The organism is Pseudomonas sp. GNP014 (genome assembly GCF_054344005.1).
Map to the genome: position 1 here is coordinate 3893194 of NZ_JBTGUS010000001.1, position 17459 is coordinate 3910652.

The window sequence follows — 17459 nt, forward strand, 5'->3', positions numbered from 1 at the left end:
CCGTTGTGGAGCGGGCTGTGTCTTATGAATGAAATCGCAGGATCTGCGCACCATCGAACGGGTCTGTCAGGTAGTGCGCCTTGACCCCGAACGTTTCCTGTAGCCGCTGCGGCGTCAGCACTTCCAGCGGCTTGCCCAGAGCCACCAGCCGGCCGCGTTCCAGCACCGCCAGCCGATCGCATTTCAACGCCTGATTGAGGTCATGCAATGCAATCAGTGTGGTCACCGGCAACGCCTGCACCACGTTGAGGATGGTCAATTGATGCTGGATGTCGAGGTGGTTGGCCGGTTCGTCCAGCAGCAGGATTTGCGGGCGCTGGGCCAACGCTCGGGCAATGTGCACGCGCTGGCGTTCACCGCCTGACAAGTGACGCCAGACACGCGTGCGCAGGTGCAGCGCATCGACGTCGATCAACGCCTGTTCAACGATGGCGTCGTCCACCTGCGACCACGGCTGCAGCGCTGACAGCCACGGTGTGCGCCCCAGTGCAACGGCGTCGAATACGCGGATGCCGTCGTCGGTGTCGGCCTGTTGTTCGACCACCGCCAGTTTTTGCGCAATGCTGCGCCGGGGCATTTTTCCGAGGGGCTGGCCTTCGAGCAGAACCTCGCCAGCGCTCGGCTCGCGCAATCCGGCAAGCAGTTTCAACAAAGTGGATTTGCCCGAGCCATTGGGCCCGACGATGCCGAGGGTCTCGCTGCGCTGGACCTCCAGGCAGACACCGTTAAGCAACTCGGCACCGCGCACCTTGAACGTCAGCCCGGAACAACTCAACACCGGGTTCATCGAGCCGATCTCCGGCCAACCAGGATGAGCGCAAACACCGGCGCGCCGACCAGCGCGGTAATCACACCGACCGGAATCACCTGACCCTTGATCAGGGTGCGCGACAGCACGTCGGCGGCAATCAGAAACACCGCGCCCCCCAATGCGCTGGCCGGCAGCAGACGGGCATGCCCGGTGCCGAGCAACAGACGCGCCGCATGGGGAATCACCAGACCGACAAAACCGATCGAGCCGACAATCGACACCATCACCGCCGTTACCAGCGCCGCGCAACCGATCAGCACAATCTGCACCCGCCGCACCGGTATGCCGAGGGACGCCGCCGAATCCGCGCCAAAGGTAAATGCATCCAGCGCGCGCCGATGCCACAGGCACACCAGCAAGCCGAACAGGGCCACCGGCACCGCCAGCCACACCGACGGCCAGCGCACGCCGCCGAGATTACCGAGCAGCCAGAACATGATGCCGCGCGCCTGCTCGGAACTCGCCGAACGGGTAATCAGAAACGCGGTGAGCGCATTGAACAGCTGCGAGCCGGCGATCCCCGCGAGAATGATCTGCCCGGTGCCGTTGGCCGAACCGCTGACACGGGCCAGCAGAATGACCAGCACGAACGCCGTTACCGCGCCGGCAAAAGCTCCGGCGGACAGCGAAATCGCCCCGGCCCCAATCCCGAGCAGCGCCACCATCACCGCGCCGGTCGAGGCCCCGGCGGAGATGCCGAGCAAATAGGGATCGGCCAGCGGATTGCGCAGCAGCGACTGCAAAATCACCCCGCACGTCGCCAGACCGGCACCGCACGCGGCGGCGACCAGGGCGCGGGTCAGGCGGTAGTTCCAGACAATGCCTTCGTCGATCGGGTCGAGCGCATGCCCGGCGGTCCACAGCTTGTTGGCCAGCACTTTTAGCACCACGTCCGGAGCAATCGACGTCTCTCCGATGGCGACTCCCGCGAGCACGGCGATCAACAGTGTCGTCAGGGCCAGTAGTGCGCGGATCAGGCTTTTATTCATTGCGACAGGTCATAGCCGTTGAGGGCCGTGGCCAGTTGCTCGATGCCATCGAACGTGCGCAGGCTGGCCTGCATGGCCAGGGCGTCGAGAATGATGATGCGGTTGTTTTTCACCGCGTCCATGTTGCGGGTCACCGGGTCGCTGCGCAGGAAGGCGAGTTTCTTCTGATAGTCGTCAGCGGGGAAGCGCCGGCGATCCATGCGTGCGATGACGATGAAGGTCGGGTTGGCCTTGGCGATGGTTTCCCAGCCGACCGTCGGCCACTCTTCATCGGATTGCACTACGTTGCGTACGCCGAGGGTACTCAGCATGAAATCGGGAATGCCTTTGTGTCCGGCCACGAAGGGCTCGATGTCCATCTGCGCACTGGAGAACCAGACCACGGCACTTGCGTCTTTCAATTGTTTGCCCTGAACCGTGGCGACTGATCGGGCGAGGCTGGCCTTGAGTTGTTCATTGAGCTGCTGGCCGCGGTCCTGCACATCGAAGATTTGCGCCAGTTGGCTCACGCTCTTGTAAATCGTGTCGATGCGAAACGGCGCCAGCCGGGTACCGTCGGCGCCGACGAGGTTGTCCTTGGCTTCGCAATCGGAGGGCAGCAGGTACGTCGGAATTTTCAGCTCATGAAACTGCTCGCGTGTGCCCACTGCACCTTGTGGGCCGACCATCCATTCCAGCTCCACGGCGACCAGTTCCGGGCGCTTGCCGATCACCGCTTCGAAACTCGGCTCGTTATCGGCCAGGCGTTCGATCTTGTCGTTCTGCGCCTTGTACGTGACCAGCACGTCGTTGAACCACAGCGAGGTGCCGACCACCTTGTCGCCCAGGCCCAGGGCGTAAAGCATTTCGGTGCCAGCCTGGCCGATGGTGACGGTGCGCGTGGGGGCGTGCTGGAAGGTCAGGGTGCTGCCGCAGTTCTCGACGGTCAGTGGATAGGTCGTCGGCGCTGCATGGGCGAGCGTGCAAAGACTCAGGCCGGTGAGCAGGATGGCAACGCGGGGCAGCAGCATGGGCAGTCTCCAGGGGAACCGTACGCAAGGCGGGGAGAGTACGGTCTGGAAACACACCAGCGAACGCAGTCATGGCAACAGCGCAAGGCTGCTGATCAAACGAAGACGCGCACGGCACGATGTCCTTCCCGGACACCCCGCCGGTTAGTAGTCACTGTGCCGGCAGGTCTCCTGACTGATGCGTCATCGCCTGTGCTCCGGCCTTCCCGGGTTCACCCAGTGGCAGTCGTGGAGCAGGCTCAGCACCTACAGTTGCGGGGGCAGTTCCGAACGATGCGCTGACGCACCTCGGATTCCCTATTAATTCCGTATGGAAACCGGCGGCGGCATGGTAGTCGATCGAGCCGCTTTAGGGGAGACGAATCTGCCGGAGGGGGATTAATGCTTGCTCATCAAACCGTGCAGTACGCCCAGGCGCAGGCCCGGTTCGGAGGGCACCATCTGCGAAATGCCGAACACCTTGAACGCCGCCAGCATCAACACCAGGCCACCGGGTAGAATGCTCTGGCGGTGCGCTTGCAGGCCGGCGAGTTTCAGTTGCTGGACGTTCTTCACTTTCAGCAGCAGTAACGACAGGCGCAACAGCCCACCGTAGGTAATGCCGTCGTGGCCGAAGTCGTTCAGGCGATTGGCCTTGAGCACCTTGGCGAGCATGCGCGCGGTGCCGGAGGAGCCAATGGTTTGCTGCCAGCCTTGCGCGCGATAGCGGCGGGCGACTTTTTCAAATTGCAGGATGGCGACGCGCTCGGCTTCTTGCAAGGCACCGGGGGTAATGCGCCCATCGGGAAAATAGCGCGCGCCCAGCGTGCCGCTGCCGATGGCAATGCTTTCAGTCAGCAACGGTTGCGAGCCTTGGCCGAGGATCAGTTCGGTGGAACCGCCACCAATATCGACCACCAGACGCATGTCGTCGGCAGTCGGCAGTGCATGCGCCACGCCGGCATACACCAGCCGAGCCTCTTCATGTCCGGAAATGACGTCGATGTCAAAGCCCAGATGCCGCTCCGCGCTGGCGAGAAACAGTTGTGCATTGTCGGCTTCGCGCACGGCGCTGGTGGCCACCGCACGCACCCGACCCGCTTCGAACCCCCGCAGCTTTTTGCCGAACCGCGCCAACGCCTGCCAGCCGCGATCCAGCGCCAGGGTGTCCAGCGCGCCACCGTCAAACCCCTCGGCCAGGCGCACCGGTTCGCGCAAGGTTTTCACCTCCTGAATCATGAAGCCTTTGCGGCTGCGGACCGACTGGCCGATCATCATGCGAAATGCATTCGAACCCAGGTCGATGGCGGCAAACAGCGAGGCGTCTTCTTTCATGGGAGTCCTTGCAAAACGTCCGTCTCAAGGCTCAAGACGGTTTGCGAGGATTCTGCCGTGAAGTTGATGACATCCTGATGACGGCAGCGAGGCGGTTCGATGAATGTGCGCCTGTCATGACACTGTCATTATCCGGCGTCTATGCTGAGCCCAATACATCGCGTGTTCTTAAAGTTTTTGCTGCCTCTTTTGGCAGCTTTTTTTTGCCTGCGATTTGCCGCGCTACGTCCTGCAGATTGTGTGCGTTTGCAATTTGGCGTAAGGCTTGGCTAATATACGATCCATATACACATCGTATCGGATTCATATATGGGCATCGTAAAGATTTCTGAGGACATGCACGAGAACCTGCGCATCTCCAGCAATGCACTCAGCCGCTCGATCAACGCGCAGGCCGAGCACTGGATGCGCATCGGCATGCTCGCCGAGCTGCACCCCAACCTCGACCACAGCGCCATTTGCCGCTTGCTGATTCGCGCCGAACAGAACGGCGGGCTGGATCTGCAACAACTGACTCAGGAAGCCGTCAGCGCATGAGAAACCAGATCAAGATCAACACGCCCGCCGAGATCGCGCAATCACGCGCCGCCGGTCAACTCGCCGCTGAAGTACTGGCGATGCTGGTGCCGCATGTAAAGGCCGGTGTGACCACCGACGAACTGGATCGGCTGTGCAACGACTACATCGTCAATGTGCAGAAAGCGGTTCCGGCCAACGTCGGTTATCACGGTTTCCCGAAAACCGTCTGCGCTTCGGTCAACGACGTGGTGTGCCACGGTATTCCCTCGGGTACGCCGTTGCAGGATGGCGACATCGTCAACCTCGACATCGCGGTGATCAAGGACGGCTGGTTCGGTGATACCAGCCGCATGTACGTGGTCGGCGAGGCGACGCCTGAGGCGCAGCACCTGATCAACACCACCTATGAGGCCATGTGCGCGGGTATTCGGGTGGTCAAGCCGGGCGCCACATTGGGCGATATCGGCCATGCGATTCAGAGTCTGGCGGAGAGGGAAGGCTTCAGCGTGGTGCGCGAGTACTGCGGGCACGGGATCGGCAAGGTCTATCACGATGAGCCGCAGATTCTGCATTACGGTTTTCCCAATCAGGGCATGAAGCTCAAGGCAGGGATGATTTTCACTGTTGAACCGATGCTCAATGCCGGCAAGCGCCATGTGAAGAACATGGCGGATGGCTGGACCGTACTGACCAAGGATGGCTCGTTGTCGGCGCAGTGGGAGCACATGGTGGCGGTGACGGAGACGGGGTTTGAAATCCTCACGGCGTGGCCGGATGAGATTGAAGGCTACCGCGCCATCGTCTGATACCGCGTCGTCTGTTTCCCTCAGCCTGGCCCTCTCCCGGAGGGAGAGGGGACTGACCGGGTTGTTTGGACGAGTTACGCCGACCTGAGAGTGCTGCGTCGAACTCAGGTTTGAACAGCATGAAGATTGGCTCCCTCTCCCTGAGGGAGAGGGACTGATTGAGGTGTTCTTTCGAGGGACGCCGACTTGGGATACCGAGTCGACCCCGGATTTTGGGCAGCACGGAGATCGGCTCCCTTTCCCCCTCGCCCCCCCCTGGGGGAGAGGGCTGGGGTGAGGGGGTAAATCCCACAGACAACACGCTATCAGTGGGCGCCGGCCGCTTTGTTCAGGTCACTTTCGGTCCATTCGGTGTAGACGCAGGCATCAGCGGTGGCCCAGCGCACCCGCACCGGGTCGCCAGTCTTGAGCGGCATGCCCGCCGCCGATAGCGCTTTCACCGTCATCGACGTCCCGCCCGAAGTGACCACGCTGCAAGTCTGGCTCTCCCCGAGGAACAGCACTTCCACGACCTTCGCTGACACTTCGTTCCAGCCCGCCGGCAGCGGCTCATCGCTCGCCTGCTGCACGCTCAGTGCCAAGGCTTTCTCCGGCCGCACCATCAGCAACACATCCTGATCCGTGTGCAACCCGGTTGTCAGTCGAATCGACAACGATTGCCCCTCAAAACTCGCTGCTGCATTGCCTTGCGCCTTGAGCTTGAGGAAGTTCGAATTACCGAGAAACGACGCGACAAACGCATTCGGCGGGTTCTGATACAGGTCATAACCGCTGCCCAGCCCGACAATCTTGCCGTGACTGAAAATCGCGATGCGTTGCGACAAACGCATGGCTTCTTCCTGATCGTGGGTCACGTAGACGATGGTGATGCCCAGGCGCCGATGCAGCTGACGCAGTTCATCCTGCAAATCCTCACGCAGCTTTTTGTCCAGTGCACCGAGCGGTTCGTCCATCAACAGGATGCGTGGCTCGTAAACCAGCGCCCGGGCAATCGCGACCCGTTGCTGCTGGCCGCCAGACAGTTGCGAAGGGCGGCGATGGGCGAACTGTTCCAGTTGCACCAGTTTCAGCATCGCGTCGACACGCTTGTCACGTTCGGCGGCGGCGAGTTTGCGGATCGCCAGCGGGAAGGCGATGTTGTCGCGCACCGACAGATGCGGGAACAGCGAATAGCGCTGGAACACCATGCCGATGTCGCGCTTGTGCGGCGGCACGTTGACCAGCGACTGACCGTTGACCAGGATCTCGCCGCTGCTCGGTGTTTCGAAACCGGCGAGCATCGACAGCGTGGTGCTTTTGCCCGAGCCGCTGGAGCCGAGAAAGGTCAGGAACTCGCCGTCCTTGATGTCCAGCGAGATGTTGTCCACGGCAGCAAAGTCACCGTAGTGCTTGTTCAGGTTACGCAGGCTGACCAGGGGTTTGTCGTTCTGCTGGGATGCGTCTTTGATCACGGCACTCATGTCGTACTCCTGGGCGCTCAGGCGCTGATTTCGTTGCGCCGGCGCAGGGCGGCGGCGATCACCATGACCAACACCGACAGGCCGATCAGCAGCGTCGAAGCGACGGCGATCACCGGGGTCAGGTCCTGGCGCAAAGTGGTCCACATTTTCACGGGAAGGGTTTGCAGGGTGGGGCTGGCCATCATCACGCTGAGCACCACTTCGTCCCACGAAACGAGGAAGGCGAAGAGGGCGCCGGCGACCATTCCCGGACGGATCGCCGGGAACGTCACCTTGAACACTGCTTGCAGGCGCGAGGCACCGCAGATCACCGCCGCGTCTTCAATCGACTGATCGAACAGCTTCAGCGAGTTGATGATCGAGATGATGGTAAATGGCAGCGCGACGATCACATGGCTGACGACGAAAGCGAACATCGTCCCTGTGTAACCGAGCTTGAGAAACAGCGCGTATACCGCCACGGCGATGATCACCAGCGGCACGATCATCGGCAGGGTGAACAGGCCGTAGAGCATTTCCCGGCCAGGAAAACGCCCGCGTACCAGCGCAAACGCGGTCGGCAAACCGAGGGCCACCGCGCAGATCGTGGTCAGCACGGCCACCTTGAGGCTGGCCGCCGCGGCGTTCATCCAGTCGGCGTTGGAGAAGAACTGGCCGTACCATTTCAGCGTCCAGCCCGGCGGTGGGAACACCAGCCACTGCGAGGAACCAAACGACAGCAGGACAATGAACACGATCGGCAACAGCAGGAACAGACCGATCAGTCCGGTGGTTGCGTACAAGCCGAAACGCATCCGCCGGCTCATGGCATTGGGAGTCAGGAGCATCTCGGCTTACCTCGCGTTGCTGGCGCCAACCGGGGACTCCGGCTGAAGCTTCAGGTAGAAGTAGAACAGCACCAGGGTGATCGCGATCAGCAATGCGGCGCCGGCACTGGCCAGGCCCCAGTTGAGGAACGATTGCACCTGCTGAATGATGAACTCCGGCAGCATCATGTTCTGCGCCCCGCCGAGCAGCGCCGGGGTGACGTAGTAACCGAGCGACATCACGAACACCATCAACCCGCCAGACGCCAGGCCCGGCCGGCACAGCGGCAGGAACACCCGGAAGAAGTTGGTCCACGGGCTGGCGCCGCAGATCGAGCCGGCCTGCAGGATCATCGGGTCGATGGCCTGCATGGTTGCCTGCAACGGCAGGACGATGAACGGGATCATGATGTAGCTCATGCCGATCACCACGCCGGTCAGGTTGTGCACCATTTCCAACGGCTGATCGATGATGCCCAGCGCCATCAAGGCCTTGTTGATTACCCCTGAGGCTTGCAGCAGCACCAGCCACGAATAGGTGCGGGCGAGCAGGCTGGTCCACATCGACAGCAGCACGATGTTGAGGATCCAGCGCCCCCAACCGCGTGGCACCAAAGTGATCGCCCAGGCCAGCGGAAAGCCCAGCAACAGGCTGAAAATCGTCACCAGTCCGGCCACCGAGAAGGTGTTGAGCAGCACCCGGGCGTACGCCGAGTTGGCGAACAGTTGTTCATAGTTGCCAAGGCCCGGGGTCGGTTCGAGCACGCCGCGCAACAGCAGGCCAATCAGCGGCGCAAGAAAGAACAGGCCGAGGAACAGCAGTGCCGGTACGAGGTTGCCGGCGCCGCGCCAGCGTTGTTTGAGGGACGGGGCTTGCGCCATTGCACTCGCCTTGCCTGTGGCCGGACCGGCAGCGCTCGCGGCGCTCCCGGTGGCAGTGGAGGGACGGGACGCAGTGGCCGCCATTTTCATTTGACCAGCCATTCGTTCCACCGTGTCGCGATGGCTTGACCGTTCTTGGCCCAGTACGCGAAATCAAGAGTGATCTGATCCTTAGCGTAGGCAGTCGGCAGGTTCGGGGCCAGCACCGAGTCCAGGCGCGCCACGCTGTCGACGTTGACCGGGGCGTAGGCGGTCAGGTTGGAGAAGTCAGCCTGGCCTTTGGCACTGCTGGCGGTGGCCAGGAACTTCATCGCCGCGTCCTTGTTTTTCGAGCCCTTTGGAATCACCAGAATGTCGGCCATGACCAGGTTCTGCTTCCAGCTCACGCCGACTGGCGCGCCGTCTTCCTGCAGGGCGTGGATCCGACCGTTCCAGAACTGGCCCATGCTCGCTTCACCGGAGGCCAGCAGTTGCTGCGACTGCGCGCCGCCGCCCCACCAGACGATGTCTTTCTTGATGGTGTCGAGTTTCTTGAAGGCGCGATCCAGATCCAGTGGGTAGAGCTTGTCAGCCGGCACCCCGTCGGCCAGCAGCGCCAGTTCGAGCACGCCGGGGCTTGGCCATTTGTACAGGGCGCGTTTGCCGGGGTAGGTCTTGGTGTCGAACAGGGCGCTCCAGTCCTGCGGCTTGTTGGCGCCGAGTTTGCCCTCGTTGTAGCCGAGGACGAAGGAGAAGAAGAACGAGCCGACGCCGTAATCGCTGACGAAACGCGGGTCGATCTTGTCGCGCTGGATGACTTTGAAATCGAGGGGTTCGAGCAGGCCTTCAGCCGCTGCGCGCAGGGCGAAGTCGGCTTCGACATCGACCACATCCCACTGCACGTTGCCGCTTTCGACCATGGCCTTGAGTTTGCCGTAGTCGGTCGGACCGTCCTGCACCACGGTGATGCCGCTGGCCTTGCTGAACGGATCGGCCCACGCCTGTTTCTGCGCATCCTGGGTGCTACCGCCCCAGCTGACAAAGTTCACACTCTCGGCGGCCATCGCGGCCTGGCCGGTCACGCTCAGCAGTCCCGCAAAAAGGATTGCGGTTGCAGCTTTGTTCAACACCATTTTTACGCCCTCATTGTTGTGTTTTTGAGCGGGCTTGCGTTGTTGCCCGCCTGTCGGGAGCAGTAGACGGGCGGTTTTTCAGGTCGTCCGGTCTATGGAATATCATATTATGGTATTCCAAACTTTGTGCAAGCACTTTGCCTTACCGGTTATCTGTTGATTATGGGTTTTTGGATGTGCTCGGCATGAGATGAAGGGTGCACTGCAGATCCAGCCCCTCACCCCAGCCCTCTCCCAATGGGAGAGGGGGAAAGGGGGCCGATCTTTGTGTTGTTCAAAACCTGAGTTCGGCTCGGTATCTCAGGTCGATGGATAACGGGCCAACAACTCGGTCGGCTCCCTCTCCCTCGGGGAGAGGGCTGGGGTGAGTGCCGCTTCACTCAGTGAACGGAATACTCTCGACCACTTCCAGGTCATACCCCGTCAACCCCGCATACTTCAGCGGCGGCCCAAGATGCCGCAGCTTGCCAACCCCAAGGTTCTGCAGAATCTGCGCCCCGGTGCCCACCTCCGAATAGATCCGCGATTGCGAACGACTGAACTGTCGCGGCGGCTGAGTCAGTTGTGGCACGCGCTCGAGCAACGCCTGCGACGATTCGTGATTGGCCAGCACCACCACAACCCCATGACCTTCAGCCGCGACCCGTTGCAGTGCCGCCCACAGCGTCCAGTTGCTCGGCCCGCTGTATTCGGCGCCGACCAGATCGCGCAGTGGGTCGATCACATGCACGCGCACCAGCGTCGGTTCTTCACGGCGCAGATCGCCCATGACCATCGCCATGTGCACGCCACCCTCAATGCGATCCTCAAAGGTGATCAGGCGGAAGGTGCCATGCACGGTGGGCAACTCACGTTCGCCGATGCGTTCGATGGTGTGCTCGGTGCTCAGGCGGTAGTGGATCAGGTCGGCGATGGTGCCGATCTTGATCCCGTGCTTGCGCGCGAACACTTCCAGGTCCGGGCGGCGGGCCATGGTGCCGTCGTCGTTCATCACTTCGACGATCACCGAGGCCGGGGTGAAACCGGCGAGGCGCGCCAGGTCGCAACCGGCTTCGGTGTGGCCGGCGCGGGTCAGCACGCCACCTTCCTTGGCGCGCAGCGGGAAGATGTGGCCGGGTTGCACCAGGTCTTCGGCACGGGCGTCTTTGGCCACGGCGGCCGCGACCGTACGCGCGCGATCAGCGGCGGAGATGCCGGTGGTGACGCCAATCGCCGCTTCAATCGACACGGTGAACGCAGTGCTGAACACGCTGCCGTTGGCAGGCACCATTTGTTCCAGGCCCAGGCGTTGGCAATGCTCGTCGGTCAGCGTCAGGCAGATCAGCCCGCGCGCTTCGCGGGCCATGAAGCTGATCGCTTCGGGCGTGCAGCAGTCGGCGGCCAGCAGCAGGTCGCCTTCGTTTTCCCGATCTTCGTCATCGACCAGCAAGACCATTTTGCCGAGACGATACTCTTCGATGATTTCTTCGATGCTGTTGAAGGCCATGCTGGACTCTCAGGGTTCGTTGGAAATATATTGGTATACCATAATACAAAATCAACAAAGAGGTCACTATGAAGGCGTACTGGATTGCCCACGTGGATGTCGCCGATGCCGAGCACTACAGCCAATACACCCAGCGTGCGCCGCAGGCGTTCGCCGAGTTTGGTGCAAAGTTTTTAGCCCGGGGCGGGCGCAGCGAAGCGCTGGAGGGCAGAGCTACTCCTCAGCGTAGCGTGGTGATCGAATTCGAGAGCTACGAGCAGGCGCTGGCGTGCTACCACTCGGCGGCGTATCAGGAGGCCAAACGTTATCGCGAGGAATGGGCGAGGGCAGAAATCATCATCGTCGAAGGCATCGCCCCACCCTGAAGCTCACAGCAGTGATCGTTCCTACGCTCTCGTTCCCACGCGGAGGGTGGGAACGATCAGGCAGGCAATGTCAGGGGGATTCAGCGGATAAAGTGGATCTTCCCACTGTCATCATTGCCCATGTAAATCCCATACACCCCAGCCTGACGCTCCTCGATATAACGCTCGAGGATCTGCCGGATCGCCGGGTAGTAGATCTGCTCCCACGGGATGTCTTCGGGGGCGAAGAATTTGTAGTCAAGGGTTTCCGGCCCGTACTGCCCGGTGATCTCCAGCGCGATGGCGCGGAAGATGATGTACACCTCGCTGATCGTCGGCACGCTGAAAATCGAGTACGGCGAGATGATTTCCGCACGCACGCCGCTTTCTTCCCAGACTTCGCGCAGCGCCGCCTGTTCGGTGGTTTCGCCGCTTTCCATGAAACCTGCGGGCAGCGTCCAGGTGCCCGGGCGCGGCGGGATCGCCCGTTGGCACAAGAGGTATTTGCCGTCCTGCTCGATGATGCAGCCGGCGATGATCTTCGGATTGACGTAGTGGATGTAGCCGCAGGCGCGGCACATCAGGCGCTCGTGCGTATCGCCCGGCGGCACCTGCTGACCGAGGTCAGGGCCACCGCATTTCGGGCAAAAGCTCGGGCTGAACATATCAGTGACCTATACGCGGTTCTTTCAGCGCGATCGGCAGGGTGATGTTCGGCGTGGCGCCGGTTTCTTCCTGTTTGCGCTTGAGGTAGTCGAGGGCCACGGCGGCGGCGGCACGTACGTGATCGACACAAGCCTGGTGCGCCGCCAGCGGATCGCCGCTCTTGATCGCTTCGACCATTTTTTCCATTTCGTGGTTACTCGCGCCGCGCCGGTTTTCCTGGGACACCGACGTCGCGCGCAGGTAGCTGATACGCGCCTGCAACTGGCGCAGCTGCGTGGCTGCAACATGGTTGCCCGAGCCTTCGAGCAGCACGTCGTAGAAGCCCTGCACCGAGTCGATCACCTGTTGCAGTTCGCCGTCCTTGAGCGCCTTGCGGTTGTCGTCGAGGGCTTTTTCCAGGGCCTTGATGTCCTTGGCCTTGGCGCGCAGGGTGAACAGCTGGACGATCAGGCCTTCAAGCACACAGCGCAGCTCATAGATGTCGACCGCATCGGCCAGAAGTGATGATCGCCACCCGTGGGCCCTTGGCATCGGCGAACTCCACCAGTCCTTCGGATTCGAGGTGACGCAAGGCTTCACGCACCGACGTGCGGCTGACACCGAGGCGGTCGCACAGATCGCGCTCCACCAGACGATCCCCTGGCATGAGCTGGAAATTCATGATCGCGCTACGTAGTTTATCCAGCACGATTTCGCGCAGGGTAACGGGGTTGCGATTGACCTTGAAGCTGTCGGTCGAGTGGCTGGCGTTTCATGGGGTCCGCTCTTTAAGTTGGCTGTCCATGCCAGACGGGCATCTAAACAGCCGAGGGGTTAACTGGAGGCCTCGGCGTCGGCTTCGGCGAAGGCTTCACGGGCGAGCCGGAAACTGTCCACGGCTGCCGGGACGCCGCAATAAATACCGACCTGAAGCAGAATTTCGCGTATTTGCTCACGACTCAGGCCGTTACGCAAGGCGCCGCGCACATGCAGCTTGAGTTCATGCGGACGGTTCAGCGCCGAGATCATCGCCAGGTTGATCATGCTGCGCTCCTTGAGCGACAAGCCCTCGCGACCCCAGACATGGCCCCAGCAGTATTCAGTGACCATTTCCTGCAACGGACGGGTGAAGTCGTCGGCGTTCTCTATTGAACGCCGTACATAAGCTTCGCCGAGCACCTCAGTGCGGATTTTCAGGCCTTGTTCGTACTTTTTGTTATTCATCATTCCTCCTCACCACACCATCCCCTGTGGGAGCGAGCTTGCTCGCGAAAGCGTCATTACGTTCAACATTGATGTCGACTGACACTACGCCTTCGCGAGCAAGCTCGCTCCACCACAGGGTTGTGCATTGTTGTCTCAGGCCAGGGTCGGCAGGGGGCCGAGCTTGCCTTTGTGGTAGATCATCGGCGTCACCGGTTGCGCCGGCAGGATCAGGTTCTTCACCGCGCCAACGATGATCGCGTGGTCACCACCGTCGTACTCGCGCCACCAATTCGCACTCGATGATCGCCGTTGCCTTGGCGAGGATCGGGTTACCGAGTTCGCTCAGGTGCCACTCTATGTTCTTGGCCTTGTCCTTGCCTTTTCCGGCGAAGGCGTAGGCCTCGGCGGTCTGGTCGGCGGACAGCAAGTGGATCGCGAATTTCTTGCTGTCGCGCAGCACCGGGTAGGTGTCGGAGGCGTAGTTGGGGCAGAACAGCACCAGTGCCGGATCAATCGACAGCGCACTGAAGGCGCTGGCGGTGATGCCGACGATGCCGCCGTCCGGGTCGAGGGTGGTGACCACCGTGACCCCGGACGGGAACGAGCTCATCACGTCTTTGTAAATGCCGGGTTCGATCATGTCGCGGTACCTCCTACGCGCATCACAAACGGATCAGGCATCGGCGCCTGAGAGAGGTTGATCCACACCGTTTTCAGTTCGGTGTAGCGCCAGCACCGAGTCGATGCCGCTTTCCGCGTCCATAGCCACTGTTCTTGAAGCCGCCGATCGGCGCCATCGCCGACACCGCGCGGTAGGTGTTGACCCAGATGATCCCCGAGCGCACGTCGCCGGGCTAGGCGATGGGCGCGGCCCAGGTCGCGGGTCCAGGATGCCGGCGGCAAGGCCAAACTGCGAGTCGTTGGCGATCGCCAGTGCTTCGGCTTCATCTTTGAAGCGAATCACCGAAGCCACCGGGCCGAAGACTTCTTCCTGCATGAATTTCCATCGAATTGCGGTCGCACTCGAACAGCGTCGGCTCGTCGAACCAGCGCTTCACCAAGGAGATCGGTCGGCGCGCTTGCCGCCGGTACGCAGACCGCGCGCCCTCGGCGATGGCATCGGCGACGAGCCCTTCGACCACTGCCAGTTGCTGCGCGGTGGCCATCGGGCCCATCTCACTGTTGTCCTCTTGCGGGTTGCCGATGCGGCAAATGTCGCTGGGCGCTGTTCGACCGAGTCTGGTTGACTGAACTCGTCATAGATTTCGTCCTGCACCAACAGCCGCCGCGAACCGGATCACGCAACTCTTGTCCGGACGCCGCGTAGATCCCGGCAATCGCGCCGTTGATCGCGCTGTCCAGATCGGCGTCGGCCGAAGATCGATGTTCGGTGACTTGCCGCCCAGTTCCAGCGACAGCTTGGCAAAGTTTTCGGCGCTGCTGCGCACCACATGCCGCGCTGTCGCCGCGCCGCCGGTGAAGGCGATTTTGCGGATCAGCGGATGGCGGGTGAGGGCGGCGCCGGTGCTCGGGCCGTAACCGGTGACGACGTTGACCACGCCCGGCGGAATTCCGGCTTCGAGGGCCAGGCGTGCCAGCTCGAGGATGGTCGCCGAGAGCATGTTCGGACGGCTTGATCACGATGGTGTTGCCGGCGGCGAGGGCCGGGGCCAGTTTGATCGCGGTCAGGTACAGCGGGCTGTTCCATGGAATGATCGCCGCGACTACGCCCATGGCTTCGTGCACGGTGTAGGCGAACAGATCCGGCTTATCCAGCGGCAGGGTGCCGCCTTCGAGCTTGTCGGCCAGACCGGCGGTGTAGTGGAAGAACTCCGGCAGGTAGCCGACCTGGCCACGGGTTTCGCGGATCAGCTTGCCGTTGTCGCGGCTTTCCAGCTGCGCCAGTTGTTCCTTGTTCTCGGCGATCAAATCACCGAGACGCCGTAGCAGCTTGCCGCGTGCGGTGGCGGTGAGGCCGCGCCAGGCCGGGCTGTCGAAGGCCGTCTGCGCTGCTTGCACGGCGCGTTCGACGTCCGCTTCATCAGCGTCGGGCAGTTCGGCCCAGGCTTGCGCGCAAGCAGGGTTAAGGCTTTCGAAAGTCTTGCCGGAGAGGGCGTCGACCCATTCTCCGCCGATGCACATCTGGAAGCGTGCGAGTGTCATGCAACGATCCCCTTTATATGGTTTTGTCGGGCGTGTGCGTATTCGAGAAATTCCAGCAGCGTCTGGTTGACCAGGCGCGGCGACTCTACCGGCATCATATGCCGTTGCTCGGCCAGCACCGCAACCTTCGCACCGGGGATGCGTCGGGCCAGTTGCTCGGCCATTTCCGGGGTCGAACCCGGATCGAGCTCGCCAGTGGCGATCAGCGTCGGCGCCTGAATGCTGCCCAGGTCGTCGGCGCGGTACATGTCTTGGGTGGCGAACAGTTCGTAGGTGGTCAGGTAGCCTTGCGGATCATTGCCGGCCAGGGTCTGGCGGATCGCTGCGATCTGCGCCGGGTTGGCCGCTTGATATTCGCGGCTGAACCAACGCGACAGCGCCGCTTCGGCGTTGGCGTCGGGACCATGTTCGGCCGCTTGCGCGGTGCGCGCGATTACGCCGGCACGCTGTTCTTCGCTGCGGTTGAACACGCTGTTCAACACCACCAGACTTTGCAGGCGCTCCGGGTAATGCAGGGCAAAGGCCCGCGCCACCAGACCGCCCATGGAGAAACCGATCACCGCTGCCTGGGGCAGATTCGAAGTGATCGAGCAACTCCAGCAACTGATCGGCGTAACCCCAGCAGCGCGGTGCCGCTGGCCGGGCGCGGGCTGGCGCCATCGGCACGAGCATGTCGTAGGCGATCACCCGGTATTGGCTGGACAGGCCGACAATCTGGCCGCCACCACCATTTCTTTGTTCAGGCCCACGCCGTGGATCAAAACCACGGGCTGGCCTTGGCCGGTCGCCAGGTAACTGGTGCCCGCCGGGGTGAGTTCAGCGGTGAGCCGAATCATGGAGCGCTCCTGCAATGCCTTTTTATTGTGATTACTGGGCTTTTTCGGCAGCCAGTTCTTCCAGGTCGATGTAGCGGTTGCCGATGCGCGGGTGCAGGCGACCACCGTCGGCGCAACCGAGCACCACGACGATTTCGTCGGCACGCGGCGCGTCTTCGATCTGCATTTCCAGGGTGATGTAGTGCGAACGCTGGCCTTCGTCGTCCTTGTGCATCATCGGGATCTGAATCGAGGTGCCCGGACCGCCGCGCTTGTTGCGTGAAGAACTTTCAGGTAGCTCTTGGCCTTGACCGCTTCGCGGTAGTGGTTGCCGAAGCGCAGGGTGTCGGATCACCGCGGAGGCGTGTTCGATCTCGCCGTCGGCACCGACCACAGCCGCTTTGCCGTAGGCCTCGATTTTTTCCGCACCGCCAATGATGCCGACCAGACGCTCGACCATCAGTGCGCCGAGGTCGGAGCAGTTGGCGCGGATCTGCGGCTTGAGGTCTTCAACGAAACCGTTGCCCACCCAAGGGTTCTTCATCACCACCGCCAGGCCGACCATGGTCACTGGCTTGTCAGCTGCCTTGCCGCCTTCGATAAAGGTTTCTTCGACATAGCTGACGATCTTGCGAATTTCGAAACTCATGAGCTGCTCCGTGGGGGATTGAGAGTGTCTGTGCGTCTGATGGTATACCATAATACCGATCGTGCAAGTCCCCTCGATGACTTTTGCCGCATCACCCCGGCGAATGGTCATGTATTCAACTCCCACAACCACCACCAACCCCTGTGGGAGCGAGCTTGCTCTGCAGAAGGCGGCAGCTAACGGTCACCCTCTTTATTGGCTGATCCACCGCTTTCGCGAGCAAGCTCGCTCGCACAGGGAAATTCATATTCGTTACAGAGGGCCGCTTTCGGTTAACAAAAGATAACGTGGCGCCGATTGTCAGACGTTTCGAAAGCCCGATAGGATGAGCCAGCTTCCGAAGTGGCTCTGGATTGCGGGTTTCAGGACTATGCTTCTGACCAGCCGTCAGCGGGGAGCACACTTGCGGCGCCCTTGAAGGCCACATGGCCTAACAATAATG

The 17459-nt window shown here is 61.7% G+C and carries 15 protein-coding genes, 4 pseudogenes and 1 riboswitch; of the genes and pseudogenes, 3 read left to right on the forward strand and 16 right to left on the reverse strand.

Going from position 1 to position 17459, the window contains the following annotated elements; all coding sequences use genetic code 11:
- Nucleotides 1–22: 22 nt before the first annotated feature.
- From ACXX9E_RS17510 to ACXX9E_RS17525, 4 genes are all read right to left on the reverse strand, one after another.
- Nucleotides 23–787 (reverse strand): ABC transporter ATP-binding protein, encoded by a 765-nt coding sequence (locus ACXX9E_RS17510; protein WP_123467959.1) that lies wholly within the window; start codon nucleotides 785–787, stop codon nucleotides 23–25.
- Nucleotides 784–1788 (reverse strand): FecCD family ABC transporter permease, encoded by a 1005-nt coding sequence (locus ACXX9E_RS17515; RefSeq protein WP_185015830.1) that lies wholly within the window; start codon nucleotides 1786–1788, stop codon nucleotides 784–786. The genes ACXX9E_RS17510 and ACXX9E_RS17515 overlap by 4 nt, the downstream gene beginning before the upstream one ends.
- Before the next feature lie 8 nt (nucleotides 1789–1796).
- The gene (locus tag ACXX9E_RS17520) at nucleotides 1797–2810 is read right to left on the reverse strand and encodes an ABC transporter substrate-binding protein (protein ID WP_458555804.1); all 1014 of its coding nucleotides are present in this window, start codon (nucleotides 2808–2810) and stop codon (nucleotides 1797–1799) included.
- Nucleotides 2811–2954: 144 nt separating this feature from the next.
- Nucleotides 2955–3147, reverse strand: a riboswitch (cobalamin riboswitch).
- Nucleotides 3148–3188: 41 nt separating this feature from the next.
- Nucleotides 3189–4124: a Ppx/GppA family phosphatase gene (locus ACXX9E_RS17525; RefSeq protein ID WP_186748652.1), complete on the reverse strand. Its 936-nt coding sequence runs from the start codon at nucleotides 4122–4124 to the stop codon at nucleotides 3189–3191.
- Nucleotides 4125–4433: 309 nt separating this feature from the next.
- Between ACXX9E_RS17525 and ACXX9E_RS17530 the strand changes: the two genes are divergently transcribed.
- Together ACXX9E_RS17530 and map are read left to right on the forward strand one after the other, a co-directional pair.
- A complete protein-coding gene (locus ACXX9E_RS17530; RefSeq protein ID WP_007918027.1) occupies nucleotides 4434–4661 on the forward strand; it encodes a ParD-like family protein in 228 nt (75 codons plus the stop codon).
- The gene (map, locus tag ACXX9E_RS17535) at nucleotides 4658–5449 is read left to right on the forward strand and encodes a type I methionyl aminopeptidase (protein WP_218278152.1); all 792 of its coding nucleotides are present in this window, start codon (nucleotides 4658–4660) and stop codon (nucleotides 5447–5449) included. The genes ACXX9E_RS17530 and map overlap by 4 nt, the downstream gene beginning before the upstream one ends.
- A gap of 305 nt (nucleotides 5450–5754) precedes the next feature.
- Here map and ACXX9E_RS17540 read toward each other — a convergent pair whose 3' ends face one another.
- The 5 genes from ACXX9E_RS17540 to ribBA all read right to left on the reverse strand — a co-directional run bounded on the left by ACXX9E_RS17540 (nucleotide 5755) and on the right by ribBA (nucleotide 11195).
- Nucleotides 5755–6909, reverse strand: a complete 1155-nt coding sequence (locus tag ACXX9E_RS17540) for an ABC transporter ATP-binding protein (RefSeq protein ID WP_267795241.1) — start codon at nucleotides 6907–6909, stop codon at nucleotides 5755–5757.
- Between the two features lie 17 nt (nucleotides 6910–6926).
- Complete coding sequence (locus ACXX9E_RS17545) at nucleotides 6927–7736, reverse strand: ABC transporter permease (protein WP_025111627.1); 810 nt, start codon at nucleotides 7734–7736, stop codon at nucleotides 6927–6929.
- 6 nt (nucleotides 7737–7742) lie between these two features.
- Entirely contained in the window at nucleotides 7743–8687 is a 945-nt protein-coding gene (locus tag ACXX9E_RS17550) for an ABC transporter permease (protein WP_336348125.1), read from the reverse strand.
- Nucleotides 8684–9709, reverse strand: coding sequence for an ABC transporter substrate-binding protein (locus tag ACXX9E_RS17555; protein WP_123467973.1), 1026 nt, complete (start codon nucleotides 9707–9709; stop codon nucleotides 8684–8686). The genes ACXX9E_RS17550 and ACXX9E_RS17555 overlap by 4 nt, the downstream gene beginning before the upstream one ends.
- Before the next feature lie 376 nt (nucleotides 9710–10085).
- Nucleotides 10086–11195 carry a bifunctional 3,4-dihydroxy-2-butanone-4-phosphate synthase/GTP cyclohydrolase II gene (ribBA, locus tag ACXX9E_RS17560; RefSeq protein WP_128613772.1) on the reverse strand — a complete coding sequence of 370 codons (1110 nt, stop codon included), beginning with the start codon at nucleotides 11193–11195 and terminating at the stop codon, nucleotides 10086–10088.
- Nucleotides 11196–11263: 68 nt separating this feature from the next.
- On the opposite strand from ribBA, the gene ACXX9E_RS17565 reads away from it, so the two are divergent.
- A complete protein-coding gene (locus ACXX9E_RS17565; RefSeq protein WP_458555805.1) occupies nucleotides 11264–11560 on the forward strand; it encodes a DUF1330 domain-containing protein in 297 nt (98 codons plus the stop codon).
- An 80-nt stretch (nucleotides 11561–11640) separates the two neighbouring features.
- Here ACXX9E_RS17565 and ACXX9E_RS17570 read toward each other — a convergent pair whose 3' ends face one another.
- The 7 genes and pseudogenes from ACXX9E_RS17570 to ACXX9E_RS17600 form a co-directional block, all read right to left on the reverse strand.
- On the reverse strand, nucleotides 11641–12204 hold the full coding sequence (locus ACXX9E_RS17570) for an NUDIX hydrolase (RefSeq protein WP_123467979.1): 564 nt from the start codon (nucleotides 12202–12204) through the stop codon (nucleotides 11641–11643).
- 1 nt (nucleotide 12205) lies between these two features.
- Nucleotides 12206–12960: pseudogene (locus ACXX9E_RS17575) on the reverse strand (GntR family transcriptional regulator).
- A gap of 58 nt (nucleotides 12961–13018) precedes the next feature.
- Complete coding sequence (locus tag ACXX9E_RS17580; RefSeq protein WP_458555806.1) at nucleotides 13019–13408, reverse strand: carboxymuconolactone decarboxylase family protein; 390 nt, start codon at nucleotides 13406–13408, stop codon at nucleotides 13019–13021.
- A 135-nt stretch (nucleotides 13409–13543) separates the two neighbouring features.
- Nucleotides 13544–14030: pseudogene (locus tag ACXX9E_RS17585) on the reverse strand (flavin reductase family protein).
- A pseudogene (locus ACXX9E_RS17590) lies at nucleotides 14027–15553 on the reverse strand (aldehyde dehydrogenase). The pseudogenes ACXX9E_RS17585 and ACXX9E_RS17590 overlap by 4 nt, the downstream one beginning before the upstream one ends.
- Nucleotides 15550–16389, reverse strand: a pseudogene (locus tag ACXX9E_RS17595) (alpha/beta fold hydrolase). The pseudogenes ACXX9E_RS17590 and ACXX9E_RS17595 overlap by 4 nt, the downstream one beginning before the upstream one ends.
- Before the next feature lie 31 nt (nucleotides 16390–16420).
- Complete coding sequence (locus ACXX9E_RS17600) at nucleotides 16421–17017, reverse strand: amino acid synthesis family protein (RefSeq protein ID WP_458555807.1); 597 nt, start codon at nucleotides 17015–17017, stop codon at nucleotides 16421–16423.
- Nucleotides 17018–17459 lie beyond the last annotated feature (442 nt).

Bases quoted from the DNA above. Each gene is read 5' to 3' on its own strand.
- ACXX9E_RS17545 (WP_025111627.1), bottom strand. From the start codon at position 7,736: ATGCTCCTGACTCCCAATGCCATGAGCCGGCGGATGCGTTTCGGCTTG.
- map (WP_218278152.1), top strand. From the start codon at position 4,658: ATGAGAAACCAGATCAAGATCAACACGCCCGCCGAGATCGCGCAATCA.
- ACXX9E_RS17540 (WP_267795241.1), bottom strand. From the start codon at position 6,909: ATGAGTGCCGTGATCAAAGACGCATCCCAGCAGAACGACAAACCCCTG.
- ACXX9E_RS17520 (WP_458555804.1), bottom strand. From the start codon at position 2,810: ATGCTGCTGCCCCGCGTTGCCATCCTGCTCACCGGCCTGAGTCTTTGC.
- ACXX9E_RS17510 (WP_123467959.1), bottom strand. From the start codon at position 787: ATGAACCCGGTGTTGAGTTGTTCCGGGCTGACGTTCAAGGTGCGCGGT.
- ACXX9E_RS17555 (WP_123467973.1), bottom strand. From the start codon at position 9,709: ATGGTGTTGAACAAAGCTGCAACCGCAATCCTTTTTGCGGGACTGCTG.
- ACXX9E_RS17550 (WP_336348125.1), bottom strand. From the start codon at position 8,687: ATGAAAATGGCGGCCACTGCGTCCCGTCCCTCCACTGCCACCGGGAGC.
- ACXX9E_RS17565 (WP_458555805.1), top strand. From the start codon at position 11,264: ATGAAGGCGTACTGGATTGCCCACGTGGATGTCGCCGATGCCGAGCAC.
- ACXX9E_RS17530 (WP_007918027.1), top strand. From the start codon at position 4,434: ATGGGCATCGTAAAGATTTCTGAGGACATGCACGAGAACCTGCGCATC.
- ACXX9E_RS17600 (WP_458555807.1), bottom strand. From the start codon at position 17,017: ATGAGTTTCGAAATTCGCAAGATCGTCAGCTATGTCGAAGAAACCTTT.
- ACXX9E_RS17570 (WP_123467979.1), bottom strand. From the start codon at position 12,204: ATGTTCAGCCCGAGCTTTTGCCCGAAATGCGGTGGCCCTGACCTCGGT.
- ACXX9E_RS17525 (WP_186748652.1), bottom strand. From the start codon at position 4,124: ATGAAAGAAGACGCCTCGCTGTTTGCCGCCATCGACCTGGGTTCGAAT.
- ribBA (WP_128613772.1), bottom strand. From the start codon at position 11,195: ATGGCCTTCAACAGCATCGAAGAAATCATCGAAGAGTATCGTCTCGGC.
- ACXX9E_RS17580 (WP_458555806.1), bottom strand. From the start codon at position 13,408: ATGAATAACAAAAAGTACGAACAAGGCCTGAAAATCCGCACTGAGGTG.